Raw genomic sequence first — 17,075 nt, 5'->3', positions numbered from 1 at the left:
CGGGAGAATCAAACAGAGGTTCGCCCATCCGGCCATGACCGTGGTGGGGTTCGATCCAGGGCTGCGGGCCACGGGCTACGCGGTGGTCCGGACGGGGGAAGCGGGGCCGGTGCTGGTGGAGGCCGGAGTGATCCGTGCGCGCCCGGACGGGCCCCTGGAGGTACGCCTGGAGGAGATCTATACGGATGCCCGGGCTCTTCTGGAGGAAGCCCGGCCGGAGGTGGTGGTTCTGGAAGATGTCTTCAGCCATCTCCGGTTCCCCCGTGCGGGGCTCCGCATCGGGCACGTGCTGGGGGTGTTGTTCCTGGCAGCCGCGCATGCGGGGGTGCGGGTCGCCTCCCTCCCACCCGCGGAGGTAAAGCGGGCCATTACCGGCAACGGACGAGCCCCAAAGGCTCAGGTGCAGGCCACCGTATGCGCCCGGTTGGGGTTCGAGGGATCCCTCCCGCATCACGCCGCGGATGCCATAGCCCTGGCCCTGGCGCTGCTGGGACGGCTCGGGGAGCGGCGTGCATGATCAGCTACCTGCGGGGAAAGGTCCTGCACCGGATGGAGGGAGGGGTGGTGGTGGAGTGCGGGGGGGTGGGCTACGAGGTGGTACTCCCCGCCTACCTCGCGGATGCGGAGATGCGGGAGGGAGCGGAGGTGGCCCTGTACATCTCGTACCAGGCGAGCCCGAACCAGCCCAAGCCCATGTTGGTGGGATTCCGGACCTGGGTGGAGCGGGAGTTCTTCGAACGGTTCATCACCGTGGATGGCCTTGGCCCTGCCCGGGCGGTCCGGGCCATGGCCTGTCCCGTGCACGAGATCGCGGATGCCATCGAGCGGCGCGACGTGGGCTTTCTCAAACGGCTCCCGGGCCTAGGGGCGCGCACCGCGGAGAAGGTCATCGCGGCCCTGCACGGGAAGATGGGGAAGTTCGCCCTGCTGCGGGCGGAGGTTCCGGCGGCGCCCCAGGAGGTGGACTTCCGGGAGGAGGTGCTGGAGATCCTCACCAAACAGCTCGGACACCGCCCCGGGGAAGCCCGGCGCATGGTGGAGGCAGCCCTCCGCCGCAACCCCACCGTCCGCAGCGCGGAGGAGCTCTTCCAGGAGGTGTACCGGGTGCAGCGGGAGGCTAGGTCGTGAGCCGGGAGCGGTTCGCGGGCGCTAGCGTGCCTCCGGAGGAGACGACGTTCCTGCGCTCCCTCCGGCCCCGCACCCTGGACGAGTGCGTGGGGCAGTCCCGGGTCCGGGAGGGCCTGCGCATCGCCATCCAGGCCGCGCGGGCGCGGAAGGAGGCCCTGGACCACATCCTCCTGCACGGGCCTCCGGGCCTGGGGAAGACCACGCTGGCCCACGTGATCGCCGCGGAGATGCACGCCAACCTCGTGCAGGCCTCCGGTCCGGCCCTGGAGCGGGGTGGGGATCTCATGGGTATTCTCACGAACCTGGAGGAGGGGGACATCCTCTTCATCGATGAGATCCACCGGCTCGGCCGGGCGGTGGAGGAGCTGCTCTACCCCGCCATGGAGGACTACTGCGTGCACTTCGTGCTGGACCGGGGCGTGCATGCCCGCACCCTCCGGTACCGGCTGCGTCCCTTCACCCTCATCGGCGCCACCACCCGGGTTGGGATGCTGAGTGCACCCCTTCGGGAGCGGTTCGGGATCTTCTTCCACCTGGACTTCTACACCCCGGAGGAGCTCACCCAGGTGGTGCGGCGGTCGGCCCGCATCCTCGGGGTAGAGATCACGGAGGAAGGGGCCGCGGAGATCGCCCGCCGTTCGAGGGGTACACCCCGTATCGCGAACCGCCTGCTGCGGCGCGTGCGGGACTTCGCGCAGATCCGCTCGGACGGCCGGATCACCCGGGAGGTGGCCGCGGAGGCCCTCGCCTTCGAGGGCGTGGACGATCTGGGCCTGGATGCCCTGGATCGGGATTTCCTTCGGGTGATCGCGGAGGTGTACGGGGGAGGGCCCGTAGGGATTGAGGCCATCGCCGCCTCGCTCCAGGAGGAGCCGGACACCCTGGTGGAAGTGGTGGAACCCTACCTCCTCAAGATCGGCTTCCTCGTACGTACCCCTGCGGGGCGCCGTGTTACGCCCGCGGCCTGCGCGCACCTGGGGCTCTCCCTTCGGAGGAGCGGAGAGCTTCTGTGAGGTGGCCCGTCAGGCGGCCTGCAGGAGGGCCTGGAACCGGAGGCCATCCTCCCACATGTACGCGTTGTTGAACAGCACGTAGGTGGCTCCGGAACACATGCTCCGGAGGATCTGGAGGTCCTCGTCCGTGTACCGGGAGCGATATCCGTGGCGGCCATGGAGCCGGAAGTATCTGGGTTGCCCGTATACGGGAGGCGTGACGAAGGGATCCACGCAGTGGAGGAGATCCAGCTCCTGACACAGCTGCGCCACCAGCTCCGTAGGCCACGCCCCCCTCACTTCCCACGCACACCGGATCCCTCCCCGGTCCAGCCGGGTGAAGAAGGACCGCAGGTTATGGAGGTGCGACGGATCGGGTGTAAACCGGGCCGGGCACTGGAACACCACGATGCGGGCCCGGAGCACCTCCGCGATCTCCCGGGTTCGATCCCAGGCCTGCCGGACCTCCTGGGTGGGCGCAAAAAACCCATATCGCTCCTGGCTCCCTGCAGGGATGGGCTGGCGCAGGCGCCGGTACGTGGGACTTGTGGGTGGATGGGTGATCAGCTGCCACGCCTTCACGGTGAACTCGAATTCCTCGGGTACCTGCGCCCGCCATCGGGCTGCGGTCTTCGGGAGCGGGGGACGGTAGAAGGTCTGCTGGATCTCCACCACCGGGAAGCTGCGGGAATACTCCACCAGCCCGCGGGGAAGCCCGCAGCAGCCGACCCGGATCTCCTCCATTCCCGGTTCCTATCCTCCTACAGACACCCCCAGCAGATCCTGTGCCTGCCGCACCGCCACCCCGGCCTCCTGCCACGCCCGGCGCTTCTCCGGTAGCTGCTCGGGGAACACGGGACGGGTGGCGTCCTCCAGAAGGATGGTGCGGAATCCCGCCCGCGCCGCGTCCAGAGCGGTGAAGTTCACACATACGTCCATGGCGAGCCCGCAGACGTACACCTCCTCCACTCCCAGGGCCCGCAAGAGCTCCGCAAGTCCCGTTCCCTGGAAGCCCGAGTACGCCTCCTCATCCCGACGGTACGCCTTCCGGACCACGTGCGTGATGGGCTCCCGACGGAGGAGCGGATGGAGATCTGCGCCCGGAGTCCCCTGCACGCAGTGCACGGGCCAGGGGCCTCCGCGGGTCTGGAAGGAGATGTGATCCGCGGGATGCCAGTCCTGCGTGGCGATGACGGGGCAACCTGCCTCCTGGAAGTGCAGGGAGAGCGCGTTCACCACGGGCACGATGTCATGTCCGCCGGGCACGGGGAGCGCTCCCCCAGGGCAGAAATCGTTCTGGAGGTCCACGATGATGAGCGCGCCGCGCTCCATGCTGCCACCCCCTCCGATGAGATTCCGCAGGCGTTTCTGCCTGTAGTATAGTGGGTGTCTGGGTTGGACGGAGGTGCCCAGTTGCCGAAAAGATCCCCCAGATCCGGTGTCCCGTGGCGCGCCGCCGCGGTATACGCCGCGGCGGTGGTTCTCCTGGGCGTGGTGGTCACGGTCTGGCAGATCCGCTATGAACAGGCCCGGCGTCCTCCACCCCCGGAGGTGGCGGCGAAGCGGTTGGCGGAGGGAGTGGTGGGAGAGGGTGCGGTGCGGGAGGTGCGCCTGCAGGCGCATGTCGCGGAATTCCAAGTCGCCCTGGACGGGGTCAAAGCGGTTCCCCAGGACCGCGGGCGGTGGCGGGCTTTCCTGGCAAGCGCGACGCAGGGGATTGCCGAACAGGTGTTTCAAATTCTTCCGCTCCTCACCTCGGATCCACCGGAGATCCAGACGGTCCGGGTGCGGTACCACCTGAAGGGAAGGGAGGTAGCGGTGGGAGAGCGGAAGCGGACCCAACGCCAAGCCAACGTCACCCTGGTAGGGCCGTAGCCGTGTACGCGCTCAACTTCTATTCCCCCGTGTTCGCGCAGCAGCTGCGCCAGGGACGCAAGACGGCTACCGTGCGTCTCGGCGACAAGCGGGACAAGTACCGGGAGGGCCAGGTAGTCTGGGTGACCGTGGGACGGAAATTCGGGGAACGACAGAAGATCTTCTGCGCGGTCATCGATCGGACGGAGTACAAGCAGATCCGGGATCTCACCCCCCGGGAGATCGAGCGGGAGAACCCTGAGTTCCGGCGGCACGAGGAACTCCTGGAGTTCCTCTCTGCCATCTACGGTCGGCCCATCACCCTGGACGACTGGGTTACCGTGGTGCACTTCTCCCCCATTCGCGAGTGAGGCCTCCCGCCCGGGCTGCACGGGGATCCCGTGGATCCGCATGCCCATCCACCGAGTGGGGAGGGAGGATGCTCAAAACCGTGCGGGAGCTCACTTACGGCCGGTACCGGTTGCGGTTGGGGGAGCGGACCCTTGTGATGGGGATCCTGAACGTGACCCCGGATTCCTTCAGCGGGGACGGCCTGCTTCGTCACCCCGATCCCGTGGAGGCCGCCCTGAGCCGGGCACAGGACATGGTGGCCGCGGGCGCGGATCTCCTGGACGTGGGCGGTGAGTCCACCCGGCCCGGTGCGGACCCGGTGCCCCTAGAGGAGGAGCTCCGGCGGGTAATCCCCGTGATCGAGGCTCTCTCCACGGCCGTGGACGTCCCCATTAGCGTGGACACCCAGAAGTCCGAGGTGGCCCGGAGGGCGCTCCGGGCGGGGGCGTGGATGGTGAACGACACGAGCGCCCTCCGGGCGGACCCCGAGATGGTCCGGGTGGTGGCGGAGTTCGGGTGCCCCGTGGTCCTCATGCACATGAAGGGGACCCCGAAGGACATGCAGCGGGATCCCCGGTACGGGGACGTTGTGGGGGAGGTCCGGGCGTTCCTCGCGGAGCGCATCGCCTTCGCGCAGCGCCACGGCATCCCCCGGGAACGCATCGTGGTCGATCCGGGGTTCGGATTCGGCAAGCGGCCCGAGCACAATCTGGAGGTGGTCCGGCGCCTTGCGGAGCTGCAGACCCTGGAGTGTCCCATCCTCATAGGCCCCTCCCGCAAGTCCACCATTGGCCGGATCCTCCAGGGCGCGCCTCCCAGGGAGCGGGTGGAGGGGACCATTGCCCTCTGCGTCCTGTCCGCGGCGGCGGGGGCCGATCTCGTGCGCGTGCATGACGTTCAAGCGGTGGTCCGGGCCATGCGGGTGGCGGACGCGGTCCTCCGAGGCTGGCGGGATCCGGAGGTGTGAGGTGGATCGGATCCTCCTCAAGGACATGGCCTTCTACGGGTTCCACGGGGTCCAGCCGGAGGAACGCGAGCGCGGCCAGCCCTTCTTTGTAGACGTGGAGGTGCTGTGTGATCTCCGACTGCCTGGTGCCTCCGACCGGTTGGGGGACACCCTGGACTACCGGGAGGTCTATGGGATCGTGCGGGAGGTGGTGGAGGGGCCGCCGCGGCAGCTGCTGGAGACGGTGGCGGAGGAGATCGCCCGGCGGCTGCTGGCGCTGGGAAAGGTCCGAGGGGTACAGGTGGAGGTCCGTAAACCGCACGTGCGGCTGGGAGGGGCCCTGGGATATGCCGGGGTGCGGGTGGAGCGATGGAAGGAATCCGGGGGGTCGGAGCCTGGGCCATGAGCTTCCCCGCGGAACTCCGGGACCGGCTGCGCACCCGGTACATTGGACGTTTCCTCCACACCTTTGAGCGGGTCTCCTCTACCCAGGACGTGGCCCGCCATCTGGCCATCAAAGGGGCCCCGGAGGGCACCGTGGTGGTGGCGGAGGCGCAGACCGCGGGCCGGGGCCGCCTAGGCCGGACCTGGATCTCTCCTCCGGGCGGGCTCTACCTCTCCGTGGTCCTCCGCCCCCTCGTCTCCCCTCCGGAGGTTCCCAAGCTGAGCTTGGTGGGCGGGCTGTCTGCGGCCCGGGCCATCGAGCGGGTGTGCCGGGTTGCGGTGGGACTGCGATGGCCGAATGACCTGGTGGTGAATGGGAGGAAGGTGGGGGGCGTGCTCGCGGAGGCGGGACCGGACGCGTGGTGGGTGATCCTGGGGATCGGCCTCAACGTCCACGCGGTCCCGGGCCTTCCGGAGGGAGCCACCTCCCTCGCCGCGGAGCTCGGCACCCCCGTGGACTTGGGGGACCTGTTCTGCGCGGTATGCGCGGAGCTGGAGATCGTGTACGAGGCGTTCCGGGGTGACGACTTCGCCACCGTCCTCCGGTGGTGGCGGGAACGCAGCACCACCCTGGGGCGATGGGTGCGGGTCTACCTGCCCAGCGGTACCTACGAGGGGATCGCGGAGACCGTGGATGAGGATGGAACTCTCATCCTGCGGCTTCCGGATGGCTCTGCAAAGCGCATCGTGGCAGGAGAGCTGGCTCCGGGAGGGGATTGAGATGCCGGGCCTCACGGAGGTGGAGGGGATCCGCGTGGGGCACGCCACGGACCTCGCGGCGGCCACCGGCTGCACCGTGGTGCTGTGCGGGGAAGGCGCGGTGGGAGGGGTGGAGGTGCGGGGCTTTGCGCCCGGTACCCGGGAGACCGACCTCTTGCACCCCCTCGCCACGGTGCAGGAGGTGCACGCGGTGCTCCTTACGGGGGGGAGCGCATTCGGGCTCGCCGCGGCGGACGGCGTGATGCGGTATCTTGAGGAGCGAGGGGTGGGGTTTGAGACGGGGGTGGCACGGGTGCCCATCGTGCCCGCGGCGGTGATCTACGACCTCCTCCTGGGCCGGCCGGACGTCCGGCCGGGCCCAGAGATGGGCTACCGGGCGTGTGTGGCTGCGACCTCCGGGCCCGTGGAGGAGGGAAGCGTGGGGGCGGGAACCGGGGCCACGGTAGGGAAGCTCCTCGGGCCTGCGGGAGCCATGAAGGGCGGGGTGGGAAGCTGGTCGGTGCGGCTTGCTGAGGGCGTCCTGGTGGGTGCCCTCATGGTGGTGAACGCGGTGGGGGACGTGGTGGCGGAGGACGGGACGATCCTCGCGGGCACCCGGGATCCGCTGACTGGAGCGTTCGTGGGCTCTCGCTCCCTCCTGGGGCGGGGCGGGGGGTTCCGGCCTCTCGGGAACACCGTGATCGGTGTGGTGGCGACGAACGCCCGGTTAGACAAAGCGGCAACGAATCGCCTTGCCCGCTTAGCCCACCATGGCATCAGCCGGGCCGTCTCCCCCTCGCACACCTCCCTGGACGGGGACGTGGTCTTCGTCCTCGCCACGGGGGCCGTGGAGGGCAGTTACGAGGCGGTGGCCGCGGCGGTCCCAGACGTGGTGGCGGAGGCCATCCGCAGGGCCGTCCGGCTGGCCCGGGGTCTGCACGGGGTCCCCGGGCTCGCGGATGGGTAGGCGAGGGCCTCCGCGTGCATCTGCTTGCTTCCACTCCGGCTCGGTGGTACTCTGGGGCTGAACTGGCCGGTATCCTTCCGGAGGAGCCGGACCCGGCGAGCCGAAGACCTTTCGGTCCGTCCGGTACTGGGGGATCCAGACTGGAACGGAGGTGGAGTATGGGAGCCGGAAGCCTGCCCTCTCCGCGGGTGCGGAGGGGGTTTCGTTTGCAGGCGAGGGATCTCACCATGGTCGGGGTTCTGGGTGCCCTCAGCGCGGTGATGGGACTCGTCCCCGGAATCGGCTTCATCCCCGCACCCACCCCCGCGGGTGCTGCCACTACCATGCACCTCCCCGCCATCCTCGCGGGCATCGCCAGGGGGCCGGTGGCCGGGGCGCTGGTGGGTGCGGTGTTCGGATTCTTCAGCTTCAGCCGCGCCACCCTGCCCTTTTTCAAGGATCCCCTCATCGCCTTCGGGCCCAGGATCCTCATCGGGGTGCTTGCCTCCTACGCCTTCGCGGTCCTGAGCCGCCGCGCCGCCCGCGGGGTCGCGTGTCTGGCGTGCGGGGCCGCGGTGTACGCGGTGCTGGGGCCGGGGGCCCAGGCCTTCGAGGCGGCCTTCCGGGTGGGAAAGGTCCAGCCCAGCTGGCTCGTGAACCTCTACCACACGGTGGCCTCCGCAGCCGTGAGTCACCCGATCGTGTCCCTCCTGGGCGGGGTGGGAGTGGCCACCCTGGCGTACTGGTTGCTCCGGGGGGAGGCGGCTCCCGTGGCGGCCGCGGCGGTGGTGGGCACGCTCACGAATACCGTGGGGGTGCTGGGGTTGATCGTGTGGCGGTTCCCTCAGCTCATGCCTCCAGGAGCCGCGGTGGTGGTGGGAGCCACCCACGGGCTTCCGGAAGCCCTGCTGGCGGTGGTGGTGACCGTGCCCGTGTACCGGGCACTCCGGGCGGCGCGGCTGGTGTAGGATGCTGCTCGCGCTCAACGTGAACAACACCCTGATCAAGGCCGCGGTCTACGACCGGCCCGAGCGGGAAGGCTCCCCTCTTGTGCACTGGCGGATCGCCACGGACCCTGCCCGGACCGAGGACGAATACGGGATGCTGCTGGACGCCCTCTTCCGCCACCACGGCCTCCAAATCCGGGATGTCCAGCACGTGGCGGTGGCGTGTGTGGTCCCGCCCCTCGTGGACACCATGGAGCGGCTGAGCGACAAGTACTTCGGATGTGCGCCCCTCATGGTGGGGCCTGGGATCCGGACCGGGATGCGCATCCTGTACGAGAACCCCCGGGAGGTGGGCGCGGACCGCATCTGCAACGCGGTAGCCGCCTACGCCCGGTACGGAGGACCCACCATCGTGGTGGATTTGGGGACCGCCACCACTTTCACCGCGGTCTCCCGGGAGGGCGACTTCCTGGGCGGCGCCATCGCACCCGGGATCAGGGTCTCCGCGGAGGCCTTGGTGGAGCACGCAGCGCAGCTACGCCGGGTGGAGTTCGTCCGTCCCAGGAGCGTGATCGGCCGCAGCACGGTGGCCGCCATGCAGGCAGGGATCTTCTGGGGCGCGGTGGGCCTGGTGGAGGGGATCGTGGCCCGCATGAAGGCGGAGCTGGGCGGAGGGACCACGGTGGTGGCCACGGGCGGATGGGCGGAGCTCGTCCTCCACGATGCCTCCTGCATCGACCACCACGACCCCCTCCTCACCCTGGAGGGCCTGCGCATCCTGTACCTGCGTAATCGCGCGGAACTCCGCGTTCCCTAACTCCTTCCCCTCCCGCGGGAGGGGAACCGTGTTACCCTACTCCCAGGATGAAGCGGGTGGTGAGCCTGAGCCTGGGCTCTTCCCGGAGGGATGCCCGGGTGGAGCTGGAGCTGCTGGGGGAGCGGGTGCGCATCGAGCGCATCGGGACGGATGGAGATTACGCGCGGTTCCGCGAGTGGCTCCGGGAGTTGGACGGAAGGGTGGACGCCATCGGGATCGGGGGTGCGGATCTCTTCGTGGAAACCGGCTGCCGGCGCTACTACATCCGGGACATCGTACGTTTGGTGTGCGACGTCCGGCGCACCCCCGTGGTGGACGGAAACGGCATCAAGCACACGTGGGAACGGTATCTGATCAAGGAGTTCCTGCCGCGGGAGGTAGGGCTTCCCCTGACGGGCCGGAGGGTGCTCCAGGTGAACTCCGTGGATCGATATGGAATGGCCGAGGCCCTGTTCGAGGTCGGGGCGCGGGTCCTGTACGGCGACTTTCTCTTCGCCCTGGGGCTTCCCATTCCCCTCCGCTCCCTGTGCAGCGTCCAGATCCTGGGAGCTCTGCTCCTCCCCGTGATCTCCCGCCTCCCCTTCCGGTGGTTCTACCCTACCGGGCGGAAGCAGGAGCGCAGCACGCCACGATTCGGTTGGGCCTTCCGGTGGGCGGAGGTGGTGTGCGGGGACTTCCACTACATCCGGCGCTACATGCCCCACCAGCTCCCCGATCGGGTGGTGCTGACGCAAACCGTCACCCCGGAGGACGTGGAGGACCTGCGGCGTCGGGGGGTGGCACTGCTGGTGACCACGGGGCCGGAGCTCGGGGGGCGCTCCTTCGCCACCAATGTGCTCCAGGCCCTGGTGGTGGCTTTTGCCGGAAAGGATCCAGAGGCCATCTCCCCCGAGGAGTACATGACGTGGATGCACCGGTTCGGCTTCCGGCCCCGGGTGAGCTGGCTCAACGCGCCCCGGTCTGACCACCTCCGGAAGGCGTGGAGAGGCGCGCAGGCCATGCCCGTGGAGCGCTAGGATGGAGAGGAGGTCCGGGTCTTCCATGGAGCGGTTCGCGTTCGTCCTCCATCCGCTGGAGCCCGTGCACTTCAGCTGGCGGTTCGCGTTCACCCGCTGGTTCCCGCCCCGCTGGGTGGAGGAGGTCTTCAAGCTCCTCCCGCCCATGGAGCTCTCCCACATCACGGGCATCCGCTCGCCCGTGGGGTCCCAGGCGGAGGGGTGGCTCATCGGACTTCCGCTCACCCCTCGCACGCTCCTGGAATCCGACCTCCGGTTCGTGTACCACCGGCTCATCCAGTGTGCCCGGCTCGCGGAGCGGTTGGGCGCGAGGATCCTGGGTCTGGGGGCCTTCACGAAGGTGGTGGGGGATGCGGGGGTGACGGTGGCCGCAAACACCCGCCTTGCGGTCACCACGGGCAACTCCTACACCGCGGCCACCGCCATCGAGGGGGCCCTGCGGGCCGCGGACCGCATGGGGATCTCCCTCTCGGAAGCCAGGGCCGCGGTTGTGGGGGCCACGGGGGCCATCGGGTCCGTGTGCGCCCGCATCCTGGCCCGCCAGGTCCCTTCCCTGGTGCTCGTAGCCCGCAACCGTAAGCGCCTGGAAGCCCTCCGGGAGCGGATTCTGGGGGAGGCCCAGGTGGAGGTAACGGTGAGCATGGACCCCCGCACCGCGGTGGGGGACGCGGACATCATCCTCGCGGTTACCAGCGCTCCCCGGGTCCTGCTGGAACCTGATGATCTCAAGCCCGGAGCCGTGGTGTGCGATGTGGCGCGTCCCCGTAACGTCTCCCAGGCCGTGTACCAGCACCGGGACGACGTGCTGGTGATCGACGGGAGCGTGATCGAGGTTCCGGGGGAGGCGGAGTTCGGATTCGATTTCGGGTACCCACCGCGCACCTGTGAGGCCTGCATGGCGGAGACCATGATCCTGGCCCTGGAGGGTCGCTACGAGAGCTTCAGTTTGGGGCGAGACCTCACGGTGGAGCAGGTCCAGGAGATCGCGCGTCTGGCGAACAAGCACGGGTTCCGGCTCGCGGCCTTCCGCCGGCTCGAACGGACCCTTCCGGAGGAGGAGGTGGATCGCATCCGGGATCGGGCCCGGGGGGTGGGCTTGGCAGGGTCTTCCCGCTCCCCTATAATGGGGACAGCCCGGTCCACCAGGGGGTAACGCCAACACTGTGGACGAGGATCGTCCACGGTGTTTCTTTTCCGGGTGAGGTGACGCGGATGGAGGAGATCTTCCTCACGCCCGTGGGATTCAGGAAGCTGGAGGAGGAGCTGGAGTATCTCCGGACGGTCCGGCGTCGGGAGGTGGCCGAGCGGATCCGGCAGGCCAAGGAGTTTGGGGACCTCAGTGAGAACTCGGAATACGAGGACGCGAAGAACGAGCAGGCCTTCGTGGAAGGGAGGATCCGGGAGCTGGAAGCACTCCTCCGGAACGCCCGGGTGATTGCGGAGAACGGTTCCAACGGTACCGTGGAGATCGGTTCGCGAGTGCGGTTGCGGGAGCTCGGTACGGGAGAGGAGTTCGAGTTCCAGATCGTCGGGTCCGCGGAGGCGGACCCCATGCAGAACCGCATCTCCCATAAGTCCCCCGTGGGGCAGGCCGTGCTCGGGCGGCGGCCCGGGGAGGTGGTGGAGGTCCAGACCCCCGGCGGCAGGGCGGTCTACGAGATCATCCAGATCCTGACCTGAGGGCGCGGGGAGATGTGAGGAGGGAGGTCCTGCCGCCGGGAACTCCGGCGGTTTCTGTTTTGTGGCGGTGGGCAGAAACGAGCTGACAGGCTCGTTTCTCCGGGTGAGAGGTCCGAGGGAGAAGGGACTGGCACGGGGAATGCATAGGAGGGATAGGATGCGGAGAGTGCGGGCGAGGGATCCGGTGAGGGGAGAAGGGCAGGGAGCAGATGGCGATGTTTGAACGCTTCACGGAGCGCGCGCGGCGCGTGATCATCCTGGCCCAGGACGAGGCCAAGCGGCTCAACCACAGCGCGGTGGGCACCGAGCACATCCTCCTGGGGATCGTGCGGGAGGGGGAGGGAGTGGCCAGCAAGGTCCTCGAGAGCCTGGGGATTTCCCTGGATCGCATCCGGGTGGAGATCGAGGCAGCCATCGGCCGGGGAGACCGGGCCCCCTACGAGGAGGTGGCCTTCACCCCCCGGGCCAAGAAGGTGCTGGAGCTGGCCCTGGACGAGGCTCGGAGGCTCGGCCACAACTACATCGGTACCGAGCATCTCCTCCTGGGCCTCATCCGGGAGGGCGAGGGCGTGGCGGCCCGGGTGCTGGAGGCCATGGGCGCGGACCTGGAGCGGGTTCGGGCCCAGGTGGTCTACCTCCTCGGGGAGGAGGGGACGACTCCGTACACGCGTCCCGCGAGCAAGACCCCGACCCTGGACGAGTTCGGCCGCGACCTTACCAAGATGGCGCGAGAGGGGAAGCTGGATCCCGTCATCGGACGAGAGAAGGAGATTGAACGGGTCATCCAGATCCTGAGCCGCCGCACGAAAAACAACCCCGCCCTCATCGGAGAGCCCGGGGTGGGCAAGACCGCCATCGTGGAGGGCTTGGCCCAGCGGATCGTGCGCGGGGAGGTTCCGGAGATCCTGCGCGGCAAGCGCGTGGTGCAGCTGGATCTCCCGGCCCTGGTGGCGGGAACCAAGTACCGGGGTGAATTTGAGGAGCGGATGAAGAAGGTGATGGACGAGATCCGCCGGGCCCAGGGAGAGGTGATCCTCTTCGTGGACGAACTGCACACCCTGGTGGGCGCGGGAGCCGCGGAGGGCGCCATCGACGCCAGCAACATCCTCAAGCCCGCCCTGGCCCGGGGGGAGATGCAGTGCATCGGCGCCACCACCCTGGACGAGTTCCGGAAGTACATCGAGCGGGATGCAGCCCTGGAGCGTCGGTTCGCACCCATCCTCGTCAGCGAGCCCACCGTGGAGCAGACCATCGAGATCCTCCGTGGCCTGCGGGAGCGCTACGAGGCGCACCACAAGGTAAAGATCAGCGACGAGGCTCTGGTGGCCGCGGCGCAGCTGGCACACCGATACATCACGGACCGCTACCTCCCGGATAAGGCCATTGACCTCATGGATGAGGCCGCGAGCAAGATCCGCATCCAGGCCTCCTTCCTGCCCACGGAGCTGCGGCAGGCCCAGGAGCGGGTGGAGCGGGTCCGGAGGGAGAAGGAGGAGGCCATCCGCAACCAGGACTTCGAGCGGGCCGCGCTGCTGCGGGACCGAGAGCGGGTGCAGCGCCAGAAGCTGGAGGAGCTGGAGGCCAGCTGGCGGGCCCAGCACCGCCGGGACTTCAATGTGGTGACCGCGGAGGACATCGCGGAGGTGGTCAGCAGCTGGACCGGGATCCCGGTGACGAAGCTGGTGGAGGCGGAGACCCAGAAGCTGCTGAAGATGGAGGAGGCCCTCCACCGGCGGATCGTGGGGCAGGAGGACGCGGTGGCGGCCGTCTCCCGGGCCGTACGCCGGGCCCGGGCGGGTCTCAAGGATCCCCGGAGGCCCATCGGTTCCTTCATCTTCCTGGGGCCCACGGGCGTGGGGAAGACGGAGCTGGCCCGGGCCTTGGCGGAGTTCCTCTTCGGGGACGAGAACGCCCTCATCCGGATCGACATGTCGGAGTACAGCGAGCGGCACACCGTCTCCCGTCTTGTAGGGGCACCCCCGGGATACGTGGGGTATGAGGAGGGGGGACAGCTCACGGAGGCGGTGCGTCGGCGTCCCTACAGCGTGGTCCTGCTGGACGAGATCGAGAAGGCGCATCCGGAGATCTTCAACGTGCTTCTACAGATCCTGGACGACGGGCGTCTCACGGACGCCCAGGGCCGGACCGTGGACTTCAAGAACTGCGTCATCATCATGACCAGCAACATCGGTGCCCCCCAGATTGAGCGGTCCGTGCCGACCCTCGGATTCCGGGCTATCACGGACGAGAAGGCAGAGCAGGAGCGCAGCTACGAGCGGATGCGGGAGCAGGTGCTGGAGGAGCTCAAGCGGACCTTCCGACCCGAGTTCCTCAACCGCATCGATGAGGTCATCGTGTTCCGGCCCCTCACCAAGGAGCAGATGCGGGCCATCGTGGACATCATGCTGGACCGGGTCCAGCGGGAGGTGCGGACGCACGGGATCGAGCTGGACTTCACGGATGCTGCCAAGGATCTGCTGGTGCAGGAGGGCTTCGATCCCACCTACGGCGCCCGGCCCCTGCGGCGGGCCATCCAGCGGCTGGTGGAGGATCCTCTCTCCGACGAGATCCTCCGTGGCCGGTTCACGAGCGGGAACACCGTGGTGGTGGATGTGACGGAGGGCCGGTTGCGCTTTGAGCTCAAGCGTGAGGCGGTTGGGGTTCAGGGGGAGTAGGGGACTCCTGGGTGAGGACCTCCTCCCGCAGCACACCCACAAAGGGCAGGTTCCGGTACAGCTGGCGGAAATCGAGCCCGTAGCCGACCACGAACCGGTCGGGGATCTCGAATCCAATGTAGCCCAGGGGGAGGTTCTCTGCGATCCTGCGGGCCCGCTTGTCCAGCAGGACGCAGATGGTGAAGCTGGCGGGCCTGCGGGCGCGCAGCAGGCGCGTGAGGTACGCCGCGGTGAGGCCGGTGTCCACGATGTCCTCCACCAGGATCACGTGGCGGTCCGTGACCTCGTCCTCCAGGTCCTTGAGGAGACGCACGGCCCCCGTGGTGGCGTGGCGGGTTCCGTAGGCGGCGATGGCCATGAAGTCGATCTCGTGCGGGATGCGGAGGTGGCGGGTAAGGTCCGTGAGGAAGTACACGGAGCCGCGAAGGACCCCGACCAGAATGGGACGGAGCTCCCGGTAGTCCCGCTCGATCTCCCGCGCGAGCTCTCGGACCCGCTGCTGGAGCCGGTCGGATGGGATCAGGATCTCCGCGATGTCGGCCTCGAGAGGGGTGCTCATGGGATGAGGCCGTACTTACGGAGGAGGTTCTGAATGTCCCGGGCGTACCAGAGCTGGATCCGGACGTCCGGATAGAGAGCCCGCAGCCGCCGGAGCTTCCGGTTCTTGCGGGTCACCAGCCGCTGCTTGAGGGTGGTGAGCTCGATGTACAGGTCGAAGTCCGGGAGGTAGAAGTCGGGGGTGAACCGCTCCGTAGGACGTCCCTCCTTGTCCCACGCCAGGACGAAGGAGCGGGGCTCGTACTCCCACCGGATCCCGTAGTAGTCCAGGATCCGGGCGAACGCCGCCTCCGCGGCGTTCGCGAACTTGGGCGGCGCGGTTCGGCTCGGCGCAGAAGGCACAGAGTTCACCCCCCCCATATGTACCCGGATGCAAAGCCCCTGGCAACCCGAGGACGTTTGCCTGGTGCAAAGGCCCCATGCGAGAATTGAGTCAGGCCCAAAGGGAGGACGATCTCAATGGCCAACTGGGAAGGCATGGTAGAGCGCGCGCTGGAGAACCTGCGTAGCCCCGATGCGGCGGTACGCAGCGACGCGGCCCTCACCCTGGGCAAGCTGGAGGTCCCAGAAGCGCCGGCGGAGCTTGTAGGGCGGGCCATCGAGGCCCTCAGCCGCATCCTGGACGACCCCGACGAGTACGTGCGCAAGAGCGCGGTGCACGCCCTGGGGCGCCTGCGGCACCGGGATCCCCGGGCCCTGGAGGGCATCCGGTTCGCCCTGGGAGATCGGTCCGAGCAGGTGGTGCAGGAGGCCCTTAACCAAATCCTCCAGGCTCCCGATCCAGGGGCGGTAACCGGCCTGGTGCGGGTGCTGGGCAGGCGCGAGCGAAATCTGCAGGCTGCGGCGGTGGACGCCCTCAAGCGCGCCGGGCCCGCCGCGGTCCGCCCCCTGCTGGAGACCCTCCGGGACCGCGGCACCCGGCGCCGGGTGCAGAACCTGGCCCTCCGCATCATCATGGACCTCCGTGGCCGGGCGGTGGAGCCGCTCCTCGCGGCCCTGCAGGACGAGAACGTCCACATCCGGGAGTCCGCCATCGCCCTGCTGTGCCGGCTGGGGGATGAGCGGGTGGTAGAACCCCTGGTGCGCCTGTTCCTCACGGACCCCCGGATGCAGGAGGCGGTGGTGAACCACCTGCCCCGGCTGGAGGAGCGAGGGGTGATTGAGCCTCCGCACGGGGATCGGGAGGCGCAGCTGCCACCCCAGGTGGCCGCCGCGTTCCGCAAGCTGGCCTCGCCGGAGACGGAGGAAAGCCTCCGGGCCGTCCTGAGGCATCCGAATCCCAAGGTGCGGAAGTTCGCCATGCGGGCCCTCTATGAGGTGGCGGGAGCCCGGGCGAAGGAGGAGCTGCTGCGGCTGCTGGAGGACGAGGACCTAGATGTGCGCCGGATCGCCGTCAAGCTCCTCGGAAAGCTCCACGACAAGAGCGTGATCGAGCCCCTCATCGCCCTGCTCACGAAGGGGGCGGGGCAGCTGGAGGAGGTGATCTGGAACACCCTCAAGGTCCTCACGGATCTGCGGGAGTATGAGGCGCTCCGCTCCCGGGTTGCCCGGGAGCGGGCCGGAGCACCTGCCAAACCCACAGTCCGCGTGTTCAAGGGGCGGGATGTCTCCGCGGATTGGTGGCGGGAGCAGGACTGAATGCCCCTCGTCTGCCTCATCACCTGCTCGAGCAAGGAGGAAGCCCTGCGGATCGCTCGGGCCCTGGTGCACGAGCGCCTCGCGGCCTGCGTGAACCTCATCCATGGTCTCCACTCCATCTACTGGTGGAAGGGCGCGGTGGAGGAGGCGGAGGAGGCGCTGCTGCTGGTGAAGACCACCCGGGAGCGCCTCCCCGCCCTCGTGGACCGGGTCCGGGCCCTCCACGCCTATACGGTGCCCGAGGTCGTGGCGCTCTCCATCGAGGGAGGAAACCCCGACTACCTCGCCTGGCTTGTGGATTCCGTGGCTGCCCACTCGTAGGGCCCCGAATTCCCCCAACCAAGAGGAATTTCGGAAATTCCCGGATAACTCAAACAGAGGGGT

Annotated in this window: 21 protein-coding genes; 17 read left to right on the top strand and 4 right to left on the bottom strand. The window is 68.6% G+C overall.

Annotation, left to right across the window (positions count from 1 at the left end):
• Window positions 1–34 precede the first annotated feature (34 nt).
• Genes N0A24_07965 through ruvB form a run of 3 tightly spaced genes read left to right on the top strand, consistent with a single transcriptional unit; the run spans window position 35 to window position 2,141 of the window.
• Window positions 35–517, top strand: coding sequence for a crossover junction endodeoxyribonuclease RuvC (locus N0A24_07965; protein MCS7173311.1), 483 nt, complete (start codon window positions 35–37; stop codon window positions 515–517).
• On the top strand, window positions 514–1,128 hold the full coding sequence (locus tag N0A24_07960) for a helix-hairpin-helix domain-containing protein (protein MCS7173310.1): 615 nt from the start codon (window positions 514–516) through the stop codon (window positions 1,126–1,128). Before N0A24_07965 ends, N0A24_07960 begins: the two co-directional genes overlap by 4 nt.
• Window positions 1,125–2,141, top strand: a complete 1,017-nt coding sequence (ruvB, locus tag N0A24_07955; protein MCS7173309.1) for a Holliday junction branch migration DNA helicase RuvB — start codon at window positions 1,125–1,127, stop codon at window positions 2,139–2,141. The genes N0A24_07960 and ruvB overlap by 4 nt, the downstream gene beginning before the upstream one ends.
• A gap of 9 nt (window positions 2,142–2,150) precedes the next feature.
• Here ruvB and N0A24_07950 read toward each other — a convergent pair whose 3' ends face one another.
• Both N0A24_07950 and N0A24_07945 read right to left on the bottom strand, forming a co-directional pair.
• Window positions 2,151–2,864 carry a DUF72 domain-containing protein gene (locus tag N0A24_07950; protein ID MCS7173308.1) on the bottom strand — a complete coding sequence of 238 codons (714 nt, stop codon included), beginning with the start codon at window positions 2,862–2,864 and terminating at the stop codon, window positions 2,151–2,153.
• Between the two features lie 9 nt (window positions 2,865–2,873).
• A complete protein-coding gene (locus N0A24_07945; protein MCS7173307.1) occupies window positions 2,874–3,452 on the bottom strand; it encodes an isochorismatase family protein in 579 nt (192 codons plus the stop codon).
• An 81-nt stretch (window positions 3,453–3,533) separates the two neighbouring features.
• On the opposite strand from N0A24_07945, the gene N0A24_07940 reads away from it, so the two are divergent.
• The 12 genes from N0A24_07940 to N0A24_07885 all read left to right on the top strand — a co-directional run bounded on the left by N0A24_07940 (window position 3,534) and on the right by N0A24_07885 (window position 14,495).
• Entirely contained in the window at window positions 3,534–3,995 is a 462-nt protein-coding gene (locus N0A24_07940) for a hypothetical protein (GenBank protein MCS7173306.1), read from the top strand.
• A gap of 2 nt (window positions 3,996–3,997) precedes the next feature.
• Window positions 3,998–4,345, top strand: a complete 348-nt coding sequence (locus N0A24_07935; GenBank protein MCS7173305.1) for an ASCH domain-containing protein — start codon at window positions 3,998–4,000, stop codon at window positions 4,343–4,345.
• Window positions 4,346–4,413: 68 nt separating this feature from the next.
• Window positions 4,414–5,292: a dihydropteroate synthase gene (gene folP / locus N0A24_07930; GenBank protein MCS7173304.1), complete on the top strand. Its 879-nt coding sequence runs from the start codon at window positions 4,414–4,416 to the stop codon at window positions 5,290–5,292.
• 1 nt (window position 5,293) lies between these two features.
• On the top strand, window positions 5,294–5,677 hold the full coding sequence (folB, locus tag N0A24_07925) for a dihydroneopterin aldolase (GenBank protein ID MCS7173303.1): 384 nt from the start codon (window positions 5,294–5,296) through the stop codon (window positions 5,675–5,677).
• The gene (locus N0A24_07920; protein ID MCS7173302.1) at window positions 5,641–6,435 is read left to right on the top strand and encodes a biotin--[acetyl-CoA-carboxylase] ligase; all 795 of its coding nucleotides are present in this window, start codon (window positions 5,641–5,643) and stop codon (window positions 6,433–6,435) included. Before folB ends, N0A24_07920 begins: the two co-directional genes overlap by 37 nt.
• A 1-nt stretch (window position 6,436) precedes the next feature.
• Complete coding sequence (locus N0A24_07915; GenBank protein MCS7173301.1) at window positions 6,437–7,381, top strand: P1 family peptidase; 945 nt, start codon at window positions 6,437–6,439, stop codon at window positions 7,379–7,381.
• A gap of 206 nt (window positions 7,382–7,587) precedes the next feature.
• A complete protein-coding gene (locus tag N0A24_07910; protein ID MCS7173300.1) occupies window positions 7,588–8,328 on the top strand; it encodes an ECF transporter S component in 741 nt (246 codons plus the stop codon).
• A 1-nt stretch (window position 8,329) separates the two neighbouring features.
• A complete protein-coding gene (locus N0A24_07905; GenBank protein MCS7173299.1) occupies window positions 8,330–9,124 on the top strand; it encodes a type III pantothenate kinase in 795 nt (264 codons plus the stop codon).
• A gap of 47 nt (window positions 9,125–9,171) precedes the next feature.
• Window positions 9,172–10,140: a quinate 5-dehydrogenase gene (locus tag N0A24_07900; protein MCS7173298.1), complete on the top strand. Its 969-nt coding sequence runs from the start codon at window positions 9,172–9,174 to the stop codon at window positions 10,138–10,140.
• 25 nt (window positions 10,141–10,165) lie between these two features.
• Window positions 10,166–11,293 carry a shikimate dehydrogenase gene (locus tag N0A24_07895; GenBank protein MCS7173297.1) on the top strand — a complete coding sequence of 376 codons (1,128 nt, stop codon included), beginning with the start codon at window positions 10,166–10,168 and terminating at the stop codon, window positions 11,291–11,293.
• A gap of 59 nt (window positions 11,294–11,352) precedes the next feature.
• Window positions 11,353–11,820: a transcription elongation factor GreA gene (gene greA, locus N0A24_07890; protein ID MCS7173296.1), complete on the top strand. Its 468-nt coding sequence runs from the start codon at window positions 11,353–11,355 to the stop codon at window positions 11,818–11,820.
• 215 nt (window positions 11,821–12,035) lie between these two features.
• Window positions 12,036–14,495 (top strand): ATP-dependent Clp protease ATP-binding subunit, encoded by a 2,460-nt coding sequence (locus N0A24_07885; protein MCS7173295.1) that lies wholly within the window; start codon window positions 12,036–12,038, stop codon window positions 14,493–14,495.
• On the opposite strand, the gene hpt is transcribed toward N0A24_07885, so the two are convergent.
• Window positions 14,461–15,054, bottom strand: a complete 594-nt coding sequence (gene hpt, locus N0A24_07880) for a hypoxanthine phosphoribosyltransferase (GenBank protein MCS7173294.1) — start codon at window positions 15,052–15,054, stop codon at window positions 14,461–14,463. The genes N0A24_07885 and hpt overlap by 35 nt on opposite strands.
• Window positions 15,051–15,395 (bottom strand): hypothetical protein, encoded by a 345-nt coding sequence (locus N0A24_07875; protein MCS7173293.1) that lies wholly within the window; start codon window positions 15,393–15,395, stop codon window positions 15,051–15,053. The genes hpt and N0A24_07875 overlap by 4 nt, the downstream gene beginning before the upstream one ends.
• A gap of 117 nt (window positions 15,396–15,512) precedes the next feature.
• Here N0A24_07875 and N0A24_07870 point away from each other — a divergent pair, with 117 nt between their 5' ends.
• Together N0A24_07870 and N0A24_07865 are read left to right on the top strand one after the other, a co-directional pair.
• Window positions 15,513–16,691: a HEAT repeat domain-containing protein gene (locus N0A24_07870; protein ID MCS7173292.1), complete on the top strand. Its 1,179-nt coding sequence runs from the start codon at window positions 15,513–15,515 to the stop codon at window positions 16,689–16,691.
• Window positions 16,692–17,012 carry a divalent-cation tolerance protein CutA gene (locus N0A24_07865; protein ID MCS7173291.1) on the top strand — a complete coding sequence of 107 codons (321 nt, stop codon included), beginning with the start codon at window positions 16,692–16,694 and terminating at the stop codon, window positions 17,010–17,012.
• The last annotated feature ends 63 nt before the right edge of the window (window positions 17,013–17,075 follow it).

This window comes from Armatimonadota bacterium, from assembly GCA_025059775.1.
GTDB lineage: Bacteria > Sysuimicrobiota > Sysuimicrobiia > Sysuimicrobiales > Sysuimicrobiaceae > Sysuimicrobium.
This window is presented reverse-complemented; position numbering and strand designations above follow the sequence as displayed.